Origin of the sequence: Rathayibacter sp. AY1B5, assembly GCF_002932795.1 — a bacterium.
Lineage (GTDB): Bacteria > Actinomycetota > Actinomycetes > Actinomycetales > Microbacteriaceae > Rathayibacter.
This window is the reverse complement of sequence record NZ_PSWM01000032.1, coordinates 21683-42857: the sequence shown is the minus strand read 5'-3', so window position 1 is coordinate 42857 and position 21175 is coordinate 21683. Positions and strand designations below refer to the sequence as shown.

Here is a 21175-nt window from a genome sequence, read left to right as displayed (position 1 = left end):
ACGGCCTCGGCGTAGTCCCGGAAGCGCTCGGCGGTGTCGCGGATCGCCCGCGCCGACCGGCTCGCCGTCCGCGACTGGCCCGCCGGCTTCCTCTGGGGCTCCGCGACAGCCGCCGCACAGATCGAGGGCGCCGGCCACGAGGGCGGCAAGGAGGACAGCATCTGGGACGCGTTCTCCCGCGTCCCCGGAGCGGTCGCGAAGGGCGACACCCCCGAGGTCGCGGTGGACCACTACCACCGGATGCCCGCGGACGTGCGGCTGATGAAGGAGCTGGGGCTCGGCTCCTACCGCTTCTCGGTCAGCTGGGCGCGCGTCAAGCCGGGCGACCGCGCGGTGAACCCCGAGGGCCTCGACTTCTACTCCCGTCTGGTCGACGAGCTGCTCGGCGCCGGCGTGCTGCCGTGGCTCACGCTCTACCACTGGGACCTCCCGCAGGCCGTCGAGGAGACCGGCGGCTGGGCGAACCGCGACACCGCCGAGCGCTTCCGGGACTACGCCGAGGCCGTCTACGAGAGCCTCGGCGACCGGGTGCAGCACTGGACGACGTTCAACGAGCCGTTCTGCTCGACCCTGCTCTCCTACGGCGCGGGCGTGCACGCCCCCGGCGTGATCTCGCAGCAGAAGGCTCTCGCCGCCGTGCACCACACGCACCTCGCCCACGGGCTGGCCGTCTCGACGCTCCGGCAGCTCGGCGCGCAGAACCTGGGCATCACGCTCAACCTCTCGAACGCCGTCCCCGACGACCCCGAGGACGAGGCCGACCTCGACGCGGCACGCCGCTTCGACGCCCTCCAGAACCGGATCTTCCTCGACCCGCTGCTGCTCGGCGAGTACCCCGAGGACCTGCTCGAGGACGTCGCCGGGCTCGGCCTCGACGAGCTGATCGTCGACGGCGACCTCGACCTCATCTCGCTCCCGCTCGACTTCCTCGGCGTGAACCACTACCACGACGACAACGTCTCGGCCCACCCGCTGCCGGCCGGGGCGGACGACTTCGCCCAGGCGACCGACCGCGAGGTCGGCTCCCCCTGGGTCGGCTCCGAGTTCATCACCTTCCCGTCGCGCGGGCTGCCGCGCACCGCGATGGACTGGGAGGTGAACCCCGACGGGCTGCGCTACCTGCTGACCCGCCTGGGCCTCGAGTACGAGAACCTCCCTCCGCTCTACGTGACCGAGAACGGCGCCGCCTACGACGACGTCGTCGAGGACGGCCGCGTGCACGACGCGGACCGCACGCAGTACGTGCTCGACCACGTCGAGAAGGTCGCCGACGCGATCGACCAGGGCGCCGACGTCCGCGGCTACTTCGTCTGGTCCCTCCTCGACAACTACGAGTGGGCCTGGGGCTACGAGAAGCGCTTCGGCATCGTGCGCGTCGACTACGGCACGCAGGAGCGGATCGTGAAGGACTCGGGCCTGGTCTACTCCCGACTGCTCGGCGGCAGCGCCGCGGCGATCCTGGACTGACCCGTGAGCGAGCCGACGGGCGTCCGCGGCGGGGGCCGCTCCCCCACCCTCGAGATGGTCGCGGCGCGGGCCGGAGTCTCGCGCGCGACGGTCTCGCGGGTGGTCAACGGCGCCCCGCAGGTGGCCGCCGAGATCGTGGCCGCCGTGGAGAAGGCGATCGGCGAGCTCGACTACGTGCCCAACCACGCGGCGCGGATGCTCGCGTCGCGGCGCACGCAGTCGATCGCGCTGATCGTGCCGGAGTCGACCGCCCGCGTCTTCGCGGACCCGTTCTTCGCCTCGATCGTGCAGGGCGCCGCGATGCGCCTCGCCGACACCGACTACACGCTCTCGATGCTGATCGCGTCCGAGACCGACGGCGAGAAGACGCGGCGGTACCTGCTCGGCGGCAACGTGGACGGTGCACTCGTGGTCTCGCACCACTCCGGCGACCACTCCTACGCGGCGCTCTCGGGCACGCTGCCGATCGTCTTCGGCGGCCGGCCGCTCTCGCCGGACGAGCGCGGCTCCTACTTCGTGGACGTGGACAACACCGAGGGAGCGGCCGTCGCCACCGCGCACCTCATCGAGCGCGGACGACGCCGGATCGCGACCATCGCCGGCCCCGCCGACATGCCGCCCGGCGTCGACCGCCTGATCGGCTGGCGCGGCGCCCTGAGCGACGCGGGCCTCGCCGACGACCTGGTGGAGTGGGGCGACTTCTCGCCCGCCAGCGGCACCGAGGCGATGCGCCGGCTCCTGGCCCGCGACCCCGACCTGGACGGCGTCTTCGCCGCGAACGACCAGATGGCCGTCGGCGCCTACGCGGCCCTCCGCGAGGCCGGGCGCCGGATCCCCGAGGACGTGTCCGTCGTCGGCTTCGACGACGACCTCTTCGCCCGGAACGCCGTGCCCGCGCTGACCACGGTGCGCCAGCTCCCCGACGAGCTCGGAGCCCGCATGGTGGAGCTGCTGACCGCTCGCATCGAGGGGCTCCCCGTGGAGCACCGCACGCTGATGCCGACGTCGCTGGTCGTCCGCGCCAGCAGCTGACCCCGGCCCGCGAGTGTCCAGGAGTCGTCGCAGTCGAGGCCGAGTGCGACGACTTCCGGACAGTCGCGGGAGTTCGGGCGACCGTCGTGCGGGTCCCTCGCCGGGGGGCCTCACGGTCGCCAGCCGTGGGCCTCGAGAGCGGCACGGAGCTCGGCGATCGTCTGCGCCCGGCCACGGGTCAGACCTTCCGCGCGCACGACCACGACGATCCAGCCCGCGAGGTGAAGGGCCAGCAGCCGCTCACGGTCGCGTGAGAACTGCGCGTCGTCCGTCCGGTGCTGTCCGCCGTCGTACTCCGCCACCACCTTCCAGCGCTCGAAGACCAGGTCGCCGACCGCGAGCAGCCGACCGCCGAGCCTGATCTCGGCGTTCACCTCGGGCACCGGAAGTCCCGCTTCCTCGACGAGCGCACGGAGCCACGTCTCTCTCCGCGAGGCGGCTCCGGTCGATGCCAGCCGCAGCGCGGCGATCAGCGTGCGCCGGCCCCGGCCGTGGTGGGATGCCAGGCGCTCCTGAAGCTCCGGCAGTCGGACGTGCGGACGGGGATCGTCCCGGCGCGGATAGCGCGGCTCGAAGAGGAGGTGATCCGTCGCAGCGAGGAGATCGCGAGCGGACAGAAGCGGTGCGAGCGCGATCCAGGTCGACGCCGCTCCCGTGACCGGCAGCCCGTGCCGCAGGATCCTGTCGGTCTCCGTGAGAGTGTGACCGATCACTCCTCGCGTCCTCGGGGGCCGATGCGGGCTCGTGGCCGCCACGTGGATCGGATCATCGCCTTCCCGCCGCGCCGGCAGCGGCACCCCCCAGGCCTCGGCGGCGGTCAGATGGGAGAAGAGCTGCCAGGGCCGCAGCCGGGGCAGGTAGGCGGCGGCTCGCTCGAGGTGCGTGACCGGCATCACTCGCGTGCGCACTCCATGGAAGGGGCTGGCCAGAGCGGGACCGCGCAGCTGCGCGTCCGTCACTCCGGCGCGGACCGCCGCGCGGCGGGTGAATGCTCCGAGGTCGATGCTGGTCATGCCGCGATCCTGGCGGTCCGTGTTCCTCGTCCGACTCTCGCGGTCCGCATTCTGTGGACGAGCCGCCGATCCCGCCCCTGGGGAGGCGTGCCTCCCGCCGCGACTGTCCAGGAGTTGTCGCAGTCGGCGTCGAGTGCGACAACTCCTGGACATTCGGAGTGAGCGGCGTCGAGTGCGACGATTTCTGAACTGTGGAAGCGACCGACCTCGAGTGCGACAACTCCTGGACAGTCGGAGTCGCCGGGCAGACGCGGAAGCCGCCGGGGTCGCGAGCGACTACGGCGACGTCCGAGGAGCCGCGAGCCCCCGCGTCAGAGGAAGAGCGGCGCCGGGTCGAGGGCGGCGAAGCGGCGGCGCATCACGGCGACCGCGTCGGCGTGCTCGTCGACGAGGACGAAGCGGCGGCCCAGGGCGTGGGCGACCGCGCCGGTCGTTCCGGAGCCGGCGAAGAAGTCGAGCACGGCGTCGCCCTCGCGGCTGGACGCCTGCACGATGCGGCGGAGGATCCCCTCCGGCTTCTGCGTCGGGTACCCCGTCTTCTCGCGGCCGGTCGGCGAGACGATCGTGTGCCACCACACGTCGGTCGGCCGCTTGCCGCGCTCGGCCTTCTCCGGGGTCACCAGGCCCGGCGCCATGTACGGCTCGCGGTCCACGGCGGCGGAGTCGAAGTGGTAGCCGCGCGGGTCCTTCACGTAGACCAGGATCGTGTCGTGCTTCGTCGGCCAGCGGCGCGTGGCCTTCGCTCCGTAGTCGTACGCCCAGATGATCTCGTTGAGGAAGCACTCGCGGCCGAAGAGCGCGTCGAGCAGCACCTTCGCGTAGTGCGCCTCCCGGTAGTCGAGGTGGAGGTAGAGGGTCCCGTCGTCGGCGAGGAGCCGCCACGCCTCGGCCAGACGAGGCTCGAGGAACGACCAGTAGTCGTCGAAGCGGTCGTCGTAGCGGAGGAGGTCGCCGCGGATCCGCTCGTAGCTGCGCCCCTTGAAGCCGGCGATCGTGCCGGTGGTGGAGCGCACGGAGGTGGTCGAGGTCCGCACCTGCGCCCGGCCGGTGTTGAACGGCGGGTCGAGGTAGACGACGGTGAAGGCCCCGTCGGCCAGCTGCGGCAGGACCTCGAGGTTGTCGGCGTGGAACACCGCGCTCCGCGACTCCGGGACGCCGTCCGCGATCTGGATCGTCCTGGGCACCCGCCAATTGTGCCAGTGCGCGCGAGCCCGGCGACACGCTCCGCGCCTCGCGCCCGCGCTCGACGGGTGCCGGGGAGGCTCCGGCGTAGAGTGGCGCGATGATCTCCGAGGTGCGCCACGACGAGGACTCGTCCCGCTACACGCTCTGGCTCGACGGCGAGACCGTCGGAGTCGCGGACTACGCCGTCCGCGGCCGCGACGTGGTCTTCCTCCACACCGAGATCGCGCCGGAGCACCGCCACGAGGGGCTCGGCGAGACCCTCGTCGAGGCCGCCCTCGACGATGCGCACGAGCGCTTCGGCGGGCGCATCGTCCCGGCGTGCCCGTTCGTCGCCGAGTTCATCGCCGAGCACCCGGACTACCAGGAGCTCCTCGCGAGCTGAGGAGCTCCCGCCCGTCCGGCCCGCCGCCGCCCCGGGCGAGCCGGTCCGCGGACGCCCGGCCGGGACCCGCCGATCAGGGGACGCGCCGCAGCCACTCCGGAGTCGAGTACTTCGTCCGCACCAGCTCCTCCGCCGCCGCGTACTCCTCCTCGGTCAGCGTCCCCGCCTCGCCGCCGTGCAGCTGCACGAAGGTCGCCTTCATCCGCTCGATGATCTCCGCGCGGCTGAGCCCGGTCTGGCTGCGCAGAGGGTCGACGCGCTTCACGGCCGACGCGATGCCCTTGTCCGAGAGCTTCTCGCGGCCGATCCGCAGCACCTGCACCATCTTCTCGGCGTCGATGTCGTAGCTCATGGTCACGTGGTGGAGGACCGCGCCGGAGCCCAGGCGCTTCTGCGCGGCGCCGCCGATCTTGCCCGAGGGCGAGGTGATGTCGTTGAGCGGCTGGTAGACCGCGTCGATCCCCAGCGACTGCAGCGCGCTGACGGCCCACTCGTCGAGGAAGGCGTAGGAGTCGGCGAAGGTCAGCCCCTGGACGAGGTCGCCGGGGACGTAGAGGGAGTACGTGACGACGCTGCCCGCCTCCATGAACATCGCGCCGCCGCCGGAGATGCGGCGGACCACGTCGACGCCGTACTTCGCCGCGTTGTCGAGGTCGACCTCGTTGCGGAGCGACTGGAAGCTGCCGATCACGACGGCCGGCTGGTCCCACTCCCAGATCCGCAGCGTCGGCTCGCGGCGGCCCTCGCCGACCGCGGCGGTCAGCACCTCGTCGAGCGCCAGGTGGGTCGCGGGAGGGACGGCCCGATCGTGCACGATGCGCCAGTCGTAGTCGCGCCAGCTGGTCGCCTTCTGCAGGGAGCGGCGGATCGCGACCGCGACGGCCTCGGGCGTGAAGCCGAGCAGGACAGCATCGGCCGGGAGCGCCTGCCGGATGGCGGCGGCGATGGACTTCGCGTCGGTCTCGGCCGGCAGGCCCACGACCGCGCGGTCGATGTCGTCGAGCGCCGTGTCGGGCTCGAGGAAGAAGTCGCCCGCCAGGCGGAACCCGGCGAACCTCCCGTCGATTACGTCGAGGTCGACGACCACGAGCTTTCCGCCGGGGACCTTGTACTCGCCATGCATGACGCCAGCCTAGGCGCGAGCCGGGGCGGGGAAGCGCTCGTCCAGCCACTCCACGAGATCGGCCGTGACCTCGGCCCGGTTGAGCTCCTGGAACAGCTCGTGCCGCGCCTCCGGGTACACCCGCACCGAGACGTCCGTGTACCCGGCCCGCCGCCGGTAGGCCTGGGCGAGCGCGCGCACCGACCGCTCGCCGCCGAGGGTGTCGTCGGCGCCCACGACCAGCAGCAGCGGCAGCGGATGCGCGGACCCGCGCCGGGGGCGGCCGACCAGCCGCAGGGTCTCGACCAGTCCGATCCGCTTCGCGAGCGGCGTGGTGAAGGTCAGGGGGTCGTCGTGGAACCGCTGCCAGACCTCCGGGTCGCGCGAGAGCCACTCGAGGCCGAGGCCGCCGGCGACGCGGTGCCGCTTCGCCAGGTCGCCCGCGTTCATGTGCCCCGGGAGGCGGTAGGCCGTGCCGCTGAGCACGAGCGCGGCGTAGGCACCGGAGTGGTGGTCGACGATCCGCTGCGCCATGAGCGACCCCCAGGAGTGGCCGAGCAGCACGATCGGCACGCCGGGGCTCTCCTGCGCGAGCAGCTCCGTCAGCCGGAGGATCGCCGCCTCGGTCGCGCGCAGACCGCCCGGCCCCAGCAGTCCGAGCCGGGAGGAGTCGCCGCCGTGCTGCTCGAGGCCGGTCCGGCCGTGCCCGCGGTGGTCGTCGGCGGCGACCGCGTACCCGGCGGCCACCAGCGCCTCCGCCAGCTCGACGTAGCGCCCGGAGTGCTCCCCGACACCGTGGGCCAGCTGCACGATCGCGCGGGGCGAGGGGTGCGCCCACCAGCGGTAGTGGATGGTGACGCCGGAGGCGTCCTCGAAGGTCCTGTCGACAGCGGCGCCGGTCATGGTGACCAGTGTGGCGCTCCGGCCGCTGCGCGCGAGGGGCGCGCTGACAACTGAGAAGATACTCACGATCCATCGGCCGACACCCTGCTCGTCACGGTGCCTCGCTACCTTTTCCCTTGACGAGCGACCCCCGCGACCGTCCCCCGACCCCCTTCACGAGCGAGGCCAGCCCCTTCATGACCGTATCGCCCCTGATCTGGACCCTGACGATCGTCTTCATCGTCCTGCTCCTGCTCTTCGACTTCTTCTTCCACGTCCGGAAGGCCCACGAGCCCACGCTGAAGGAGTCGTCGATCTGGTCGGCGCTCTACGTCGGCATCGCCGTGCTCTTCGGGCTCGGCGTCCTGGTCTTCGGCGGAGCGACGCCCGGATCGGAGTACTTCGCCGGCTACATCACCGAGAAGGCCCTCTCGGTCGACAACCTGTTCGTCTTCCTCATCATCATGGCGAGCTTCAAGGTGCCCCGCGCCGACCAGCAGAAGGTGCTCCTCTTCGGCATCGTCTTCGCGCTGATCGCCCGCACCGGCTTCATCTTCCTCGGCGCCGCGCTGATCAACTCGTTCGCCTGGGTCTTCTACATCTTCGGCCTGATCCTGCTGCTGACCGCGTTCAACCTGGTCAAGCCGGGCGACGACCACTCCAGCGACAACGTGATGGTGCGCCTGGCCAAGCGGATCTTCAAGACGAGCGACCAGTACGACGGCGACAAGTTCTACACGCACATCGACGGCAAGAAGGTCCTCACGCCGATGATCCTCGTCATGGCGGCGATCGGCGGGACGGACATCCTGTTCGCCCTCGACAGCGTGCCGGCGATCTTCGGCCTCACCAGCGACGTGTACCTCGTCTTCACGGCGACCGCGTTCTCGCTGCTGGGCCTGCGCCAGCTGTACTTCCTCATCGACGGCCTGCTCGACCGCCTCGTGTACCTCAGCATCGGCCTCGCCGCGATCCTCGCCTTCATCGGCGTGAAGCTGATCCTGCACGCGCTCCACGAGAACAACCTGCCGTTCATCAACAACGGCGAGCACGTGGAGGTCTTCGAGATCGGGACCGGACTGTCGCTCTCGGTCATCATCGGCGTCCTGGTGATCACGGTGATCGCCTCCCTCGTCAGCCCCAAGGGCCGCCGCATGGCCGCCGAGGCCGCCGAGCGCCGCCGCGTGGCCGAGGCCGCGGGCGCGGACGTCGACGCCACGCACTGAGTCGTCTCGTGCGCCGCGAGGCGGCGCACCGCAGTCGGCTCCCCTAGGCGGTCGGTTTCCCGAGAGCGGGTCCCGACCGCCTAGAACGATCCGCTGACACGCGGATCGCTCGTTCGGCTCGACCGAACGCCGCGTGCCGGTGCGGAGCGGTCGGGCTACTGGCGGTCGAGTTCCCGAGAGCGGGTCCCGACCGCCTACGACGAGCCGCTGACACGCGGATCGCCTGTTCGACCGGCCGTTTCGTGCGCCGCGGGCTGCGCACCGCGGTCGGCTCCCACTGGCGGTTGGGCCCCTGAGAGCGGGTCCCGACCGCCGAGAACGTCCCGCCGGCTCGAGCGCGGACTCCGCTCGCGGAGGGTCAGCGGGCGCGGTACCGGTGCTCGGGGCGGCCGGTGGTGCCGTAGCTGAGCGTCATCTCGACGAGGCCGCGGCCGGCGAGGCCCGAGAGGTACCGCTGGGCGGTGGCGCGCGAGATGCCGGCCCGCTCGGCCACCTCGAGAGCCGAGAGCTCGGCGCCCGACTCGGCCAGGCGCGCGAGGACAAGCTGCTCGGTCGCCGAGCGCGAAGGCTGCGCGACGGTGGCGTCACCGGAGTGCAGGATGCGCAGGGCCCGCTCGACGGCCTCCTGATCCGCCGCGCGGTCCTCCCGCAGCACGTTCCGGAACCGCACGTACGCGTCCAGGCGCTCGCCGAGCAGGCGCGCCTCGAACGGCTTGATGAGGTACCCGAGCGCTCCCGCGTGCAGGGCGCGCCGCACCGTCGCCCCGTCGGAGGCGGCGCTCACCACGAACGCGTCGGTGTCGAGCTCGCGGAGCAGGGCGATCCCGCTCTGGTCCGGCAGGTGCACGTCGAGCAGCAGCAGATCGGGCGCGTGCTCGGCGACGGCCGCCCGTGCCGCCCGCGCCGTGTGCACCGGAGGAAGGGCCGTCAGCCCCTGCCGCGCCTCGACCAGGTCCGCGTGCAGCTGCGCGACCCGGAAGTCGTCGTCCACCACCAGCACCGTGCGCTCCCGCGCCGTGTCCGCGCTCATGACCCGTCCCCGTCCTGCTCCGGCGGCCGCACCGCTCCGGGGAGGCGCGCGCACAGCACGGCCCCCGACTCCGCTCCGCCGGCGTCCGCCAGCCAGACCTCGCCACCGCGTCGGGCTGCCACCTCGCGGCACAGCGGCAGTCCGAAGCCCCGGCCGTGCACGCGCCCGTCGTCCTCGACGGGGTCGCCCGCGCCGGCCCGGTCGAACAGCGAGTCCGGATCGAGCACCCCGTCGCCGGAGTCGGCGACCGTCACGAACAGCGCGTCGCCGTCGTCGAGCAGCTCGACCTCGACGAAGCGCACGTCGCGCCGCCCCTCGACCGCCGCGCGCACCGCGTTGTCCACGAGGTTCCCGACCACCGTGGCGACGTCCTCCGGCTCGACGACGGTGCCGCGCACCAGCGTCTCCTCGCCGAGCGTCAGCAGCACGCCGCGCTCGGCCGCCTCGATCCCCTTGGCCCCGACGAGAGCCTGCAGGTACGGCTCCTGCAGCCGGTCGGCGTGCTGCACCGGGTACTTGAGCGGGCCGCGGGTCAGGACCTCGTCGAGGTAGTCGCGCGCCGAGGCGGTCCGCCCCGCGTCCAGCAGGCCGGCGACCACGTGCAGGCGGTTGGCGAACTCGTGCCGCTGCACTCGTAGCGCGTTGGTCATCGCGCCGACCGCGTCGAGGCGCCGGCTCAGCGCGGCGAGGTCGGTGCGGTCGCGCAGCACCACCACCACGCCCAGGTCGCGGTCGCCGCGGGTCACCCGGCGGATGTCGACGTAGACGATGCGGGAGCGGACGACGAAGCCCTCCTCGCCGCCGGGGCGGGGCGGCTCGACGGAGTGCAGCGCGGCGCCGATCGCGTCGGCCAGCGGAACGGGCAGGTCGAGCTCCGCGAGCGGCCGCCCGTGCAGCGCCCGCCCGGTCGGGTCGTCGGAGCCGAGGATCGCGGCGGCCCGCGCGTTGCAGACGCCGACGCGCCCGTCGCGGTCGAGCGCGAGCACTCCCTCGTCGACCCCGTCGAGCACGGCGGCCTGGTCCTGCACGAGCGAGGTGAGCTCCTCCGGGGCGAGGCCGAGCGTCAGGCGCAGCAGGCGGCGGCGGATGAAGACGGAGGCGACGGCGGCGAGCACCAGCCCGGCGAGCGCCGCGGCCAGCACGCCGAGCAGCGCGGTCGGCAGGTCGGTGAAGACGCTGGAGCGCGCGAAGCCGATGCTGACCTCGCCGACGACCCGCTGCTCCCCCGCGGCGAAGACCGGGACCTTGGCGCGTGCCGACTCGCCCAGCGTGCCGGTGCCCCACGAGACGCTCTCGCGCCCGGCGAGCGCCTCGTCGGGGCTGGTCGAGACCCGCTCGCCGAGGCGGTCCTCGTCGGGGTGGGCGAGGCGGATGCCCTGGTCGTCGGTGATCACGACGAAGAGCGCGCCGGTGCGCTGCTCGACGGCGGCGGCGACGTCCTCGAGCGGTCCGCCGCGCAGCTCCGAGGCGGCGGGCGCGCCGGGCACGGCGGAGGACGCGGCGACCGCGTCGCGCACGTCGGGGTCCTCGGCGACGGTGCGGGCGATGGCGAGCGCCGTCCCCTCCGCCTCGCCGCGCAGCTGCTGGACGCTGAGCGCGGTGACGAGCCCGGCGCAGACCAGCACAGCGGCCGACACCGTGGCGAGCTGCAGGACCAGGACGTGGGTCGCGAAGCGCATCGGGGCCTCCTCGCCGTCGTCGTGCGCAGAATGCGCAGAAGCCACACTATGCGCAGATGTCGCCGTAATGAGCGATACCCCGGCGCCGGACGCGGGGCTGCCTAGGGTTTCCAGCATCTCCCGGCCGGCTCTCCCGCCGAGCGCGGGCGGAGGCACTGGACGAAGGAGTCAGCTGTGTTGGTAGTACTCGGTTTCACGATGATCCTGGCCTTCATGGCCCTGATCATGACCAAGCGGCTGACGCCGATGGTCGCCCTGATCGTCGTGCCGACGATCTTCGGCCTCTTCGCGGGCGCCGGCCTCGGCATCGGCGACATGGTCCTCGAGGCGATCGGCAGCCTCGCGCCCACGGCCGCGCTGCTGATGTTCGCGATCATGTACTTCGGGATCATGATCGACGTCGGGCTCTTCGACCCGCTGATCCGCTTCATCGTCCGCGCGCTCGGCGACGACCCGGCGAAGGTCGTGCTCGGCACGGCGCTGCTGGCCGGCGCGGTCTCGCTCGACGGCGACGGCTCGACCACGTTCATCGTCACCACCGCCGCGATGCTCCCGATCTACCTGCGCCTGGGGATGAACCCGGTCGTGCTGACCTGCGTCGCCGGCCTGGCCAACGGCACGCTCAACATCGTCCCCTGGGGCGGACCGACGGTGCGCGCCGCCGCGGCCCTCCAGGTCTCGCCGAGCGAGATCTTCGTGCCGATGCTCCCCTCGCTCGCGGTGGGCCTGGCCGTCACGCTCGTCTTCGCCTGGTTCCTCGGGCTCGGCGAGCGCCGCCGCCTCGGCTCGCTCGCGCTGGCCGAGCCGATGCTCGAGCAGGAGCTCGTCGGCGCCGGCCGCGGCTCCTCCTCCCGCTCGGGCGGCGCCCGCACCGGCGGCCTCGCGGCGCTGACCGGGGGCATCCGCACCGTCGCCCGGGAGCGCTTCTCCTTCCTCCGCGGCCCCCAGGCCCTGCGCGGAGCCCAGGTCGCCGTCGCCGCCCGCGTGCAGGCCGACGACGCCGACACCGCGATGGCCGACACGATGCTCGACCCCGAGCGCGAGACGCTGCGCCCGAAGCTGATCTGGGTGAACCTGGTCCTGACCCTCGCGGTGATGACGCTGCTGGTCGCCGACGTCCTGCCGCTGCCCTACGTGTTCATGGTCGGCTCCGCGGTCGCCCTCCTGATCAACTTCCCGAAGATGAAGGACCAGGCGGCCGAGATCGTCAAGCACGCGCCGAGCATCGTGGGCGTCGTGTCGATGGTGCTGGCGGCCGGCGTGCTGATCGGCGTCCTCAACGGCACGGGCATGGTCGACGCCATGGCGGAGTGGGTCGTCGCGGTGATCCCGCCCGCGCTAGGCCCGTTCCTCGCCGTGATCACCGGTGTGCTCAGCATCCCGATGACCTTCTTCATGTCGAACGACGCGTTCTACTACGGCATCCTCCCCGTGCTCTCGGAGAGCGCGGCGAACTACGGCATCTCGCCGGTCGAGATGGCCCGCGCCTCGATCACCGGGCAGCCGGTCCACCTCCAGAGCCCGCTGGTCCCGGCGATCCTCCTGCTCGTCTCCCTCGCCGCGGTGAACCTCGGCGACCACCACCGCAAGGTGCTGTGGCGCGCGGTGATCGTCTCGCTGGTCATGCTCGCCGTCGGCGTGCTGGTCGGCTCGATCCCCTTCGGTTGAGGCCGGAGGGGCGGAGCGCCGGAGCGCCGGATGATCGGAACGAGGACGGGACCTTCTGCTGCGGCAGGGGGTCCCGTCCTCGTTCCGCGGCTCGGTCCCGCAGCCCGCGCTAGCGCAGCAGCGGCGCCAGGTTCTCCGTCCAGACGTCGGAGCCGACCTTGAGGATCAGGGCGCCGACGACGACGAGGAACGCGACGCGGATGAAGCGGCTGCCTCGGGCGACGGCCATCCGCGAGCCGAGGTAGGCGCCCGCCACGTTCGCCACGCCCATCACGAGGCCGAGCAGCCCGATCACGTGGCCGCCCGGCACGAAGTAGAGCAGGGCGCCGAGGTTGGTCGCGACGTTGACGATCTTCGCCTTGGCGCTGGCGAGCAGGAAGTCGTAGCCCAGCGCGGTGATCAGGGCGATGATCAGGAAGGTCCCGGTGCCCGGTCCGATCAGGCCGTCGTAGAAGCCGACCAGGAGTCCCAGCACCGCGGCCGTGACGAGGTGGCGCCGGCCCGCGTGCTTGAGCGCCGTGACGCTGCCCAGCGCCGGGCGCGCGATCGTCACCACCGCGACCACGATCAGCGCGACGACGATGATCGGCTTGAACACCGCGGCCGGGAGGAGGCCGGCGAGCGTCGCGCCTCCGTAGCTGCCTGCGAGGGCGACCGCCGCCATCGGCAGCGCGGTGCGCAGATCGGGCTTCGCGCGCCGGTAGTAGGTGATCGCGCTGGTGGTCGTGCCGAAGATCGAGGCCAGCTTGTTGGTGGCGAGCGCCTGCACGGGCGAGATCCCGGGAACGAGGAGCAGTGCGGGGAGCTGGAGGAGTCCGCCGCCGCCTACGACCGCGTCGATCCAGCCGGCCGCGAAGGCGGCGAGGATCATCAGCGCGAGGACGGGGAGTCCGAGATCCTCTGTGAAGGTCAGCATCGGTCGGAAGCGTACGCGAGCACCGCGACCCCCTCGACCCGGGGCGCGGGCCGCTCGAGCGTCGGCGGCATGCGATTCGGACTCCTCCTCCCCCAGGGCCGGCGCCACGACCTCGTCGGCATCGACCCCGCCTTCAGGTGGCGCACCCTGCACGACCTCGCCCGGCGCGCCGACGACGGCGTCCTCTCCTTCCCCGAAGCCGCCTCCGACCGCAGCGGCATCGAGCTGTCCGAGCGCGACGTCCTGCCGGCTCTGGCATGAACGGGGGGGGCGGGCTCCTACGCCCCCCGCCCCCCGCCCGCAAGTCCTTGGGCCGCCCGGGCCCCGCGCCTACGGTCGGAGCATGGACGCACAGGACATCCGCTGGAACGACGAAGCCCGCGACAAGATCCTCGAGGACTCGGACAGGGTCCTCCGCGAGGCGGTGCTCGACCTCGCGACGAGCAAGAAGGGCGAGCCCTGGGAGGACGTGTTCGCCGAGCTGAACGCGCGCCTCAAGGACCGCTTCATCGATTTCGAGCCCGGCCCGGACCTCCGCAAGTACGCCGAGGCCGTCTCCGCCGGGGAGATCGAGACCGGCTCGTGAGCGAGCACGACCGCGACGCCGCACTCGAGGACGAGATCACCTCGATCCACGCCCTCGGCGAGGGCCGCGTCGGCGAGACGGCCGGCCCGGAGGACGAGGACCACGAGCTCTCGCCCGAGCAGGACGCCCGCATCGAGTCCGAGCTGAAGAGCCGGGGCAGCGAGAGCTGACCGCCCCCGGCACGCGGAAGGCCCGCTCCCCCTCGAGGGAGCGGGCCTTCCGCGTGAGTCGCGACTACGCCGAGAGGGGCTCGTAGTCGGTGTAGCCCTCGGCTCCTCCGCCGTAGACCGTCTCCTGGACGACCTCGTTCTCGGGGTGCCCGCCCTGCCAGCGCTCGACCAGGTCGGGGTTGGCGATCGCCGGGCGGCCGACGGCCACGGCGTCGGCGTGGCCCTCGGTGATCAGCTCGGTCGCCTCCTCGCGGCTTGTCGGCGAGCCGAAGCCGCTGTTGGCGATGAAGACGCCGTCGAAGCGCGATCGGAGGTCCTGGACCAGCTCGCCGGCCGGCTCGGCGTGCAGGACGCTGAGGTAGGCCAGGCCGAGCGGGGCGAGCCCGTCGACGACGGCCTCGTAAGTGGCGCGCACGTCGTCGGCGTCGGTCTCGACGACGTCCTGGATGTTGTGGGCCGGCGAGAGGCGGATGCCGACGCGGCCCGCTCCGACCTCGTCCACGATGGCGCGGGTGACCTCGAGCGGGAACGCGGCGCGCTCGGCCGGGGTTCCGCCGTACTGGTCGGTGCGCACGTTCGAGACGGGCGAGAGGAACTCGTGCAGCAGGTAGCCGTTGGCGCCGTGCACCTCGACTCCGTCGAAGCCGGCATCGATCGCGCGGCGGGCGGCGGCGACGAACTCGTCGCGGACGGTCCCCAGCTCCTCGGTGGTCAGCGCGTGCGGCACCGGGAAGGGCTTCTTGCCGGAGGGGGTGTGCACCTCTCCGTCGATCGCGACGGCGCTCGGGGCGACGATGCGGTCGGTGCCGGTGATCTCGGTGTGCGAGACGCGGCCCGCGTTCATCAGCTGCATGACGATGCGGCCGCCGGCGGCGTGCACGGCGTCGGCGACGGCGCGCCAGCCCGCGGCCTGCGCGTCGGTCTCGATGCCGGGCTGCCCGGCGTAGCCCTTGGACTCGGCGCTCGGGAAGACGCCCTCGCTGATCAGCAGGCCCATGCTCGCGCGCTGGGCGTAGTACTCGGCGACGATCGCGCCGGGGACGCCCTGCTCGTCGGAGCGCAGGCGCGTCATCGGTGCCAGGACGATGCGGTTGGGGAGGTCGAGGTCGCCGGCGGTGAGGGGGGAGAACGGATCCATGGGATCGCCTTTCTTCGGAGCTGTCTCAGGGGGCTGCCCTGAGGGGGAGGCACGTGCACCTGCGGCGCACTCCGGGCGGCAACCGCGCGCGGAGCAGGTCCATTCCACCTCCCGGCGTTCTCCCATCCTCCGCACCCCGGGCACGCGGTCGACGGCCTGCCGCCTCCCGACCCCTGCTCGGACGCCCGGGCTGTCTACACTCGGGAGGCGACGACGAAGGAGTGTGCGCGATGCCGGCGAGACCCCACCACCCCGTGAGCTCCCGGCGGCTGCCGGCGCTCGCGGCCCTCCTGATCGCCGCGGTCCTCGCGCTGGTCCCCGCGACCGCGGCGACGGCCGAGTCGCCCGTCTCCTTCTCCTCCTCCACCGTCCTCGACTCGGTCGGCGTGCTGAGCTCCGGAGAGACCACCGAGATCGAGCAGGCCTCGCGGGCCCTCTACGACCAGCACCGCGTGCAGCTGTTCGTCGCCTTCGTCGACTCCTTCTCGGATCCGTCCGACCGCGCCGCGTGGGCGGACGCGACCGCGACCCGCAACGGGCTGGGGACCGACGACGTCCTCCTGGCCGTCGCGGTCGACGCCCGCCAGTACCAGGTGTCGGTCGCGCAGGGCTTCGCCCTCGACGACGCGCAGATCTCCTCGCTCCAGTCCGACGACATCGAGCCGAGGCTCGCCGACGGCGACTGGGCCGGAGCCGCAGTGGCCGCCGCCGACGGGATCGGGCAGCGCCTCGACGCGCCCAGCGCCGGCGAGTCCCTCGGCTCGGGGCTGCTGATCGCCCTCGGCGTGCTCGCGGCCCTCGTCGTGATCGGCCTCGTGGTGCTGCTGCTCGTCCGCCGCGCGCGGAAGCGCCGCGCCCAGGAGGCGGTGGAGGCCTCGATCGACGAGCTCGCCACCCGCGCCGGGTCGGCCCTCGTCCACGCCGACGACGCCGTCCGCACCAGCGAGCAGGAGGTCGGCTTCGCGGAGGCGCAGTTCGGCGCCGACGCGACCGGCGCGTTCCGCGAGGCGCTGGTCACCGCGAAGCGCCTGCTCGGCGAGGCCTTCACCCTGCAGCAGCGCCTCGACGACGCCGAGCCGGAGACCGATCAGGAGCGCCGCGACGGCTACCAGCGCATCCTCCAGCTCTGCGCCGACGCCGAGCAGACGCTCGACGAGCGCGCGAGCGCCTTCGAGGAGCTGCGCGACCTCGAGAAGAACGCGCCGCAGGTCGCCGCCGCGCTCACCGCCCGCGCCGCCGAGGTCGGCGACCGCCTCCCCTCGGCGCGGGCCCGCCTCGCCGAGCTCGCCTCCCGCTACGCGCCGACCGCGATCGACGACGTGGGCGACGACGCCGACCAGGCGGAGGACCGTCTCCGCTTCACCCGCGACCAGCTCGCAGGTGCCCAGCAGGCGCTGCAGGCCGGCGACTCCGGCCGCGCCGCCGTGCTGCTGCGCGCGGGGCAGCAGGCAGCCGAGCAGGCCTCCGGCCTCGTCGACGCGGTGGCCACGCGGGGCGACGAGCTGCAGAAGGCGGAGGCGTCCCTCGCCGGCCGCATCGCCGAGATCCGCGCTGACGTGGCACAGGGACGAGCGCTCGCCGCCTCCCAGGACGCGGAGTCCGCCGCGCAGGCGCAGAACGTCGCCGCGGCGGTCGCCACGACCGAGGCCGCCCTCGACGACGTGGAGCGCGCCGCCGCCGTGCGTCCGAACGACCCGCTCGCCCTGCTCGAGGCGCTCACCGCCGCCGACGCCACGATCGACGCCGCCGTCGGCGGGTTCCGCGACGCGCAGGCCCAGCGCGAGCGCGAGCGGGCCGCCCTCGGCGCCGAGCTCACCTCCGCCCGCAGCCGCGTCTCGGCGGCCGAGGACTTCATCGCGGCCCGCCGCGGAGCGGTCGGCTCGGAGGCGCGCACCCGCGTCGCCGAGGCCGCCCGCTCGGCCGAGTACGCCGAGCGCATCGCCGCCACCGACCCCCGCGAGGCTCTCGCCTCCGCCCAGCGCGCCTCGCAGCTCGCCCAGCAGGCGCTCGAGCGGGCACGGGCCGACGCGGGCTCCTACTCCGCCCCGAACGCCGTCGGCAGCCCCTACGGAGGAGACACGACCGGTGCGTTCCTCGGCGGGATCCTGGTCGAGTCGCTCCTCGGAGGCGGACGCCGCAGCGGCTACCGCTCGGGCGGCTTCGGCGGCGGAGGCTTCAGCGGGGGCTTCGGCGGCGGAGGCTCGTCCCGGCGCTCCGGCGGCGGCGGCTTCGGCGGCGGGCGCAGCAGCGGCGGAGGAGGACGCCGCGGCGGAGGCGGGCGCTTCTGAGCGCCCCTCGGGCATCCGCGCACGACCACTTCCACCACGACTCCGGCACCACCTCCGACATCCGGCACCACCCACGACGCAAGGAGAGACACCCATGGCTCAGAGACAGTCGATCTTCGGCCGCATCGCGCAGCTCGCGAAGGCCAACATCAACGCGCTCCTCGACCAGGCCGAGGATCCGCAGAAGGTGCTCGACCAGATGGTCCGCGACTACACCGACAGCATCCGCGACGCGGAGGCGGCGATCGCCACCACGATCGGCAACCTGCGGCTGCTCGAGGACGACTACCGCGAGGACGTGCAGAACGCCCAGGAGTGGGGCGGCAAGGCCCTCGCCGCGAGCCGCAAGGCCGACGAGCTGCGCACCGGCGGCAGCGCCGGCGACGCCGACAAGTTCGACGCGCTGGCCAAGGTCGCTCTGCAGCGCCAGATCCAGTCGGAGAAGGAGGCGAAGGACGCCGAGCCGACCATCGCCTCGCAGACCGAGGTCGTCGACAAGCTCAAGTCGGGCCTGAACCAGATGCGCGAGAAGCTGCAGCAGCTCTCGAGCAAGCGCGACGAGCTGATCGCCCGCTCGAAGACCGTCGAGGCGCAGAGCCAGGTCCAGGACGCCGTGAAGAGCATCGACCTGATGGACCCGACGAGCGAGGTGAGCCGCTTCGAGCAGAAGATCCGCCGCGAGGAGGCCCGCGTCCGAGGCGCGGAGGAGCTCGCCTCCTCGAGCCTGGACGCGCAGTTCGAGTCGCTCGAGGACCTCGGCGAGATGACCGAGGTGGAGGCGCGCCTCGCCGCGCTCAAGTCCGGCCGCCCCCAGGACTCGATCGGCTCCTGAGCCCGTGCGCCTCCGGCGGCGGTCCCGCCGGAGGCGCACCCCCTTCCCGACACGCGCGGAACGAAGGCTGGCAATCGCCATGGTGCGGAGCCGCCGCCGTCCCCGTAGTGTTCACACCAGGTTGCCCTTGACCCCGGTCGCCCTGCTGCCGCGTCCGGCCCCTACCGACGCGGTGAACCATGAGCGGACCGCCCCCGTCGGGATCGCTCGCCGAGAGACCGTCGACGCCGACGGTCACCACGAAGAGCGAGGCGCCGATGAGCACCCCCACCACCACGTCCGTCACCGGAGGCGCCCCCCGCGTCGTCCGCACCCGCCCCCGCGCCGACGGCCGCGTCAACCCGACGACCGAGTACTCCGGTCTCCTCAGCACGGTCCGCGACGCGGGGCTCCTCCGCCGCCGCACCGGCTTCTACTACACGATGTTCGGCGCGCTGGTCCTCGCGCTCGGCGGCATCGTCACCGGCTTCGTCCTGCTGGGCGACTCCTGGTTCCAGCTCCTGCTCGCCGCCGCCCTCGGCATCGTGCTGACGCAGTTCGCCTTCCTCGCGCACGAGGCCTCGCACCGCCAGGTGTTCGAGTCCGGCAAGGCCAACGACGTCGCGGGGCGCACCCTCGCGAACCTCTTCGTCGGCATCAGCTACTCCTGGTGGATGACCAAGCACAGCCGCCACCACGCGAACCCGAACGTGCTGGGCAAGGACCCGGACATCGAGCGCGACGTCGTCTCCTTCACCGCCGAGGACGCGGCCCGCTCGCGCGGCCTCTACGCCTGGCTCACCCGCCGCCAGGGCTACGCGTTCTTCCCGTTGCTGCTGCTCGAGGGCCTCAACCTGCACCTGCACGGCTTCCGCACCGTGTTCGGCAAGGGCAAGGTCGACAAGCGCTGGGTCGAGATCACCATGCTCGTCACCCGCGTCGGCCTCTACCTCGCCGTCGTCTTCTGGGCCCTCCCCCTCGGCATGGCGTTCGCCTTCGTCGGCGTGCAGCTGGGCGTCTTCGGCCTCTACATGGGCGCCTCGTTCGCGCCGAACCACAAGGGCATGCCGCTGCTGCCGAAGGAGGCGCGCGTCGACTTCCTCCGCCGCCAGGTCCTCACCTCGCGCAGCATCCGCAGCACCTGGTTCACCGACCTCTACATGGGCGGCCTCAACTACCAGGTGGAGCACCACCTCTTCCCGAACATGCCCCGCCCGGCGCTGCGCCGCGCGCAGGTCATCGCCAAGGAGTACTGCACCACCCACCAGATCCCCTACACCGAGACCTCGCTGATGGAGTCGTACGCGATCGTCGTCCGCTACCTCAACAAGGTCGGCCTGTCTGCCGGCGGCGACCCGTTCGACTGCCCCGCCGCCTCCGCCTACGGACGCTGAGCACTCCCCCTTCCGAGGCCCCTCGCACCTTCCCGGTGCGGGGGGCCTCCGTCGTTCGCGGGAGCGCAAGGGGGTGCCCCCGCGGGCGGTGGAGTCGTAGCGTCGGGACATGAGCAGCTCCGACTACGACATCGAGCCCACCCCCACCGACACGACCGACGGCGCGCGCACGCCCGACCCCGCCACCGAGACCGGCACCTCCGCGGGCCTCGACGAGGTCGGCGGCGCGGCCTCCCCCCTGGCCGACGGCGTCGGCGCCGACGGCGAGGAGCAGAACCCCCCGCTGCCCGACTGGGGCCCCACCGACGGCGTCCACGGCACCGATGCCGAGACCGGCGCCTCGGGCACCGAGCAGCACTGACACGGCTCCGCGAGGGACCTCCCCGGCCGGTCGGCGAACGTTCCGACCGCGTTCCGAGGAGGTCCCTCCGTGTTCGCCGGAGGGTCGGCCGGCGCTCGGGCGGTGCGCCCTACACTGGCGAAATGCAGCCGACCGAACGCGCCCTCCGCGTGATCTCCTACAACCTCCGGGAGCACCGAGCGCACGCCGAGATCGCCCCCCTTGCCGCCCGCCACGACATCGACGTCCTGTGCCTGCAGGAGTGCGACACCACGAAGCTGCCGCAGGAGGTGGGCTCGCTCCGGCTCGCGTCCGTCACGGCCCGCAACCGCCTGGGCCTGGCCGTCTACTACTCGCAGGACCGTTTCGAGCTCTCCGGCAGCGCCGCGTTCGAGCTCAGCAAGTCCATGCACGACCGAGTGATGTCCCCCGCTCACGAGCGCCTGCTGGCCGTCCGCCTCGACGACCGCGACGGCGGCTCGATCGCCGTGTCCTCCTTCCACGCCGCTCCGCTGTCCGCCGGCAACGCCCTGCGCCGCAAGCAGATCGACGAGGCGCTCAACCGGCTGCGCGAGTACGCGCCGGACACCCCCTCCCTGATGGTCGGCGACTACAACTACCCGTGGTTCTTCCGCGGACTCGACCGCCGGATGACCCGGAACGGCTACCTGGTCTCGCGGAGCGACTCCCCGACCTACGCGCGCTACCGCTATTTCAGCGGCCACTTCGACTTCGCCATCAGCGACTCGGTGCGGATCGAGCGGGTCTCCACGCTGCCCCAGGGCGTCTCGGACCACCTCCCGGTGATGGTCGACGCGCACTACGGCGTCCCCGCCGCCTGAGCGCGGGGCCCGCAGGCCCGCACG

At 72.8% G+C, this 21175-nt stretch carries 21 protein-coding genes; 13 read left to right on the top strand and 8 right to left on the bottom strand.

Going from position 1 to position 21175, the window contains the following annotated elements; all coding sequences use genetic code 11:
* Positions 1-33: 33 nt before the first annotated feature.
* Together C5D44_RS16105 and C5D44_RS16100 are read left to right on the top strand one after the other, a co-directional pair.
* Complete coding sequence (locus C5D44_RS16105; RefSeq protein WP_104282248.1) at positions 34-1467, top strand: GH1 family beta-glucosidase; 1434 nt, start codon at positions 34-36, stop codon at positions 1465-1467.
* Positions 1468-1521: 54 nt separating this feature from the next.
* Positions 1522-2499 carry a LacI family DNA-binding transcriptional regulator gene (locus tag C5D44_RS16100; RefSeq protein ID WP_104282250.1) on the top strand — a complete coding sequence of 326 codons (978 nt, stop codon included), beginning with the start codon at positions 1522-1524 and terminating at the stop codon, positions 2497-2499.
* Positions 2500-2609: 110 nt separating this feature from the next.
* On the opposite strand, the gene C5D44_RS16095 is transcribed toward C5D44_RS16100, so the two are convergent.
* Both C5D44_RS16095 and C5D44_RS16090 read right to left on the bottom strand, forming a co-directional pair.
* Positions 2610-3512: a hypothetical protein gene (locus tag C5D44_RS16095; RefSeq protein WP_104276903.1), complete on the bottom strand. Its 903-nt coding sequence runs from the start codon at positions 3510-3512 to the stop codon at positions 2610-2612.
* Positions 3513-3823: 311 nt separating this feature from the next.
* A complete protein-coding gene (locus C5D44_RS16090) occupies positions 3824-4696 on the bottom strand; it encodes a site-specific DNA-methyltransferase (RefSeq protein WP_104225160.1) in 873 nt (290 codons plus the stop codon).
* Positions 4697-4794: 98 nt separating this feature from the next.
* Between C5D44_RS16090 and C5D44_RS16085 the strand changes: the two genes are divergently transcribed.
* Positions 4795-5079 (top strand): GNAT family N-acetyltransferase, encoded by a 285-nt coding sequence (locus C5D44_RS16085; RefSeq protein ID WP_104233160.1) that lies wholly within the window; start codon positions 4795-4797, stop codon positions 5077-5079.
* 73 nt (positions 5080-5152) lie between these two features.
* Here C5D44_RS16085 and C5D44_RS16080 read toward each other — a convergent pair whose 3' ends face one another.
* Both C5D44_RS16080 and C5D44_RS16075 read right to left on the bottom strand, forming a co-directional pair.
* Positions 5153-6202, bottom strand: a complete 1050-nt coding sequence (locus C5D44_RS16080; protein ID WP_104276902.1) for a biotin/lipoate A/B protein ligase family protein — start codon at positions 6200-6202, stop codon at positions 5153-5155.
* A 9-nt stretch (positions 6203-6211) separates the two neighbouring features.
* Entirely contained in the window at positions 6212-7084 is an 873-nt protein-coding gene (locus C5D44_RS16075) for an alpha/beta fold hydrolase (protein WP_104282247.1), read from the bottom strand.
* 176 nt (positions 7085-7260) lie between these two features.
* Between C5D44_RS16075 and C5D44_RS16070 the strand changes: the two genes are divergently transcribed.
* A complete protein-coding gene (locus C5D44_RS16070) occupies positions 7261-8289 on the top strand; it encodes a TerC family protein (protein WP_104223866.1) in 1029 nt (342 codons plus the stop codon).
* 358 nt (positions 8290-8647) lie between these two features.
* Here the strand turns inward: C5D44_RS16070 and C5D44_RS16065 are convergent, their stop codons facing one another.
* Positions 8648-9319, bottom strand: coding sequence for a response regulator (locus C5D44_RS16065; protein WP_104276900.1), 672 nt, complete (start codon positions 9317-9319; stop codon positions 8648-8650).
* A complete protein-coding gene (locus tag C5D44_RS16060; protein ID WP_104282246.1) occupies positions 9316-10998 on the bottom strand; it encodes a sensor histidine kinase in 1683 nt (560 codons plus the stop codon). Before C5D44_RS16060 ends, C5D44_RS16065 begins: the two co-directional genes overlap by 4 nt.
* A gap of 198 nt (positions 10999-11196) precedes the next feature.
* Here C5D44_RS16060 and C5D44_RS16055 point away from each other — a divergent pair, with 198 nt between their 5' ends.
* Positions 11197-12666 (top strand): CitMHS family transporter, encoded by a 1470-nt coding sequence (locus C5D44_RS16055; RefSeq protein WP_104276898.1) that lies wholly within the window; start codon positions 11197-11199, stop codon positions 12664-12666.
* A gap of 109 nt (positions 12667-12775) precedes the next feature.
* On the opposite strand, the gene C5D44_RS16050 is transcribed toward C5D44_RS16055, so the two are convergent.
* Positions 12776-13582 carry a TSUP family transporter gene (locus C5D44_RS16050; RefSeq protein WP_104276897.1) on the bottom strand — a complete coding sequence of 269 codons (807 nt, stop codon included), beginning with the start codon at positions 13580-13582 and terminating at the stop codon, positions 12776-12778.
* A gap of 69 nt (positions 13583-13651) precedes the next feature.
* Between C5D44_RS16050 and C5D44_RS16045 the strand changes: the two genes are divergently transcribed.
* From C5D44_RS16045 to C5D44_RS18185, 3 genes are all read left to right on the top strand, one after another.
* The gene (locus C5D44_RS16045; protein ID WP_104282245.1) at positions 13652-13843 is read left to right on the top strand and encodes a hypothetical protein; all 192 of its coding nucleotides are present in this window, start codon (positions 13652-13654) and stop codon (positions 13841-13843) included.
* Positions 13844-13925: 82 nt separating this feature from the next.
* Positions 13926-14168 carry a hypothetical protein gene (locus C5D44_RS16040; RefSeq protein WP_068251275.1) on the top strand — a complete coding sequence of 81 codons (243 nt, stop codon included), beginning with the start codon at positions 13926-13928 and terminating at the stop codon, positions 14166-14168.
* Positions 14165-14338: a hypothetical protein gene (locus tag C5D44_RS18185; protein ID WP_160035225.1), complete on the top strand. Its 174-nt coding sequence runs from the start codon at positions 14165-14167 to the stop codon at positions 14336-14338. Before C5D44_RS16040 ends, C5D44_RS18185 begins: the two co-directional genes overlap by 4 nt.
* A gap of 64 nt (positions 14339-14402) precedes the next feature.
* Here the strand turns inward: C5D44_RS18185 and C5D44_RS16035 are convergent, their stop codons facing one another.
* On the bottom strand, positions 14403-15476 hold the full coding sequence (locus C5D44_RS16035) for an alkene reductase (RefSeq protein WP_104276896.1): 1074 nt from the start codon (positions 15474-15476) through the stop codon (positions 14403-14405).
* 230 nt (positions 15477-15706) lie between these two features.
* On the opposite strand from C5D44_RS16035, the gene C5D44_RS16030 reads away from it, so the two are divergent.
* The 5 genes from C5D44_RS16030 (at position 15707) to C5D44_RS16010 (ending at position 21151) form a co-directional block, all read left to right on the top strand.
* Entirely contained in the window at positions 15707-17764 is a 2058-nt protein-coding gene (locus C5D44_RS16030) for a TPM domain-containing protein (protein ID WP_104282244.1), read from the top strand.
* A 94-nt stretch (positions 17765-17858) separates the two neighbouring features.
* Positions 17859-18596, top strand: a complete 738-nt coding sequence (locus C5D44_RS16025) for a PspA/IM30 family protein (RefSeq protein WP_104282243.1) — start codon at positions 17859-17861, stop codon at positions 18594-18596.
* A 257-nt stretch (positions 18597-18853) separates the two neighbouring features.
* On the top strand, positions 18854-19969 hold the full coding sequence (locus tag C5D44_RS16020) for an acyl-CoA desaturase (RefSeq protein WP_104226226.1): 1116 nt from the start codon (positions 18854-18856) through the stop codon (positions 19967-19969).
* Between the two features lie 109 nt (positions 19970-20078).
* Entirely contained in the window at positions 20079-20330 is a 252-nt protein-coding gene (locus tag C5D44_RS16015) for a hypothetical protein (RefSeq protein ID WP_104276894.1), read from the top strand.
* Between the two features lie 122 nt (positions 20331-20452).
* Complete coding sequence (locus C5D44_RS16010; RefSeq protein WP_104223855.1) at positions 20453-21151, top strand: endonuclease/exonuclease/phosphatase family protein; 699 nt, start codon at positions 20453-20455, stop codon at positions 21149-21151.
* The last annotated feature ends 24 nt before the right edge of the window (positions 21152-21175 follow it).